Origin of the sequence: Salegentibacter tibetensis (assembly GCF_020164485.1) — a bacterium.
GTDB classification, from domain to species: Bacteria; Bacteroidota; Bacteroidia; order Flavobacteriales; family Flavobacteriaceae; genus Salegentibacter; species Salegentibacter tibetensis.
This window is the reverse complement of the sequence record NZ_JAIQZA010000113.1, coordinates 1-451: the sequence shown is the minus strand read 5'-3', so window position 1 is coordinate 451 and position 451 is coordinate 1. Positions and strand designations below refer to the sequence as shown.

Sequence of the window (451 nt, the reverse complement as noted above, 5' to 3'; positions counted from 1 at the left end):
AAATAATGGTGTTTTATCAGTAAAAACAGGGGTTCGCGGTAGGTTTAATAGGTCTGTTTTTGTATATTTAACCCATGCAAGAACCCTTAGAAAACCTTACTAAAGATCAGCTTTTGGCACTCCTGAAGAAGGAGACGAAAAAGAGGGAAAAAGCTGAAAAAAGTGTTTCTAAAAGGGAACAAGAAGTTGAAAAAGCACAGCATAAGATTGCTGACCTGAAATTCCAGGTGGAGTATTACAAACGCCTGGCTTTTGGTCAAAAAAGAGAACGCTTCGAAGGGGATAAAAACCAGATGAGCCTTCCCTTTGAAATGGAACCCCAAAAGGCAGCAGCACAAGAATCCGAATTAAAAGAAAAGCTCAGTGACCAGCGTCGCAAAAGAACTTCCAACCACAAAGGAAGAATGGCCCTTCCGGAGCATCTTGAGGTAAAAGAGATCGAGATCTATCC

Annotated in this window: 1 protein-coding gene; it reads left to right on the top strand. The window is 41.2% G+C overall.

Annotation, left to right across the window (positions count from 1 at the left end):
- Window positions 1-74: 74 nt before the first annotated feature.
- Window positions 75-451 (top strand): transposase (locus tag LB467_RS18735; RefSeq protein WP_224475670.1); only part of this gene is annotated, 377 nt, incomplete at its 3' end.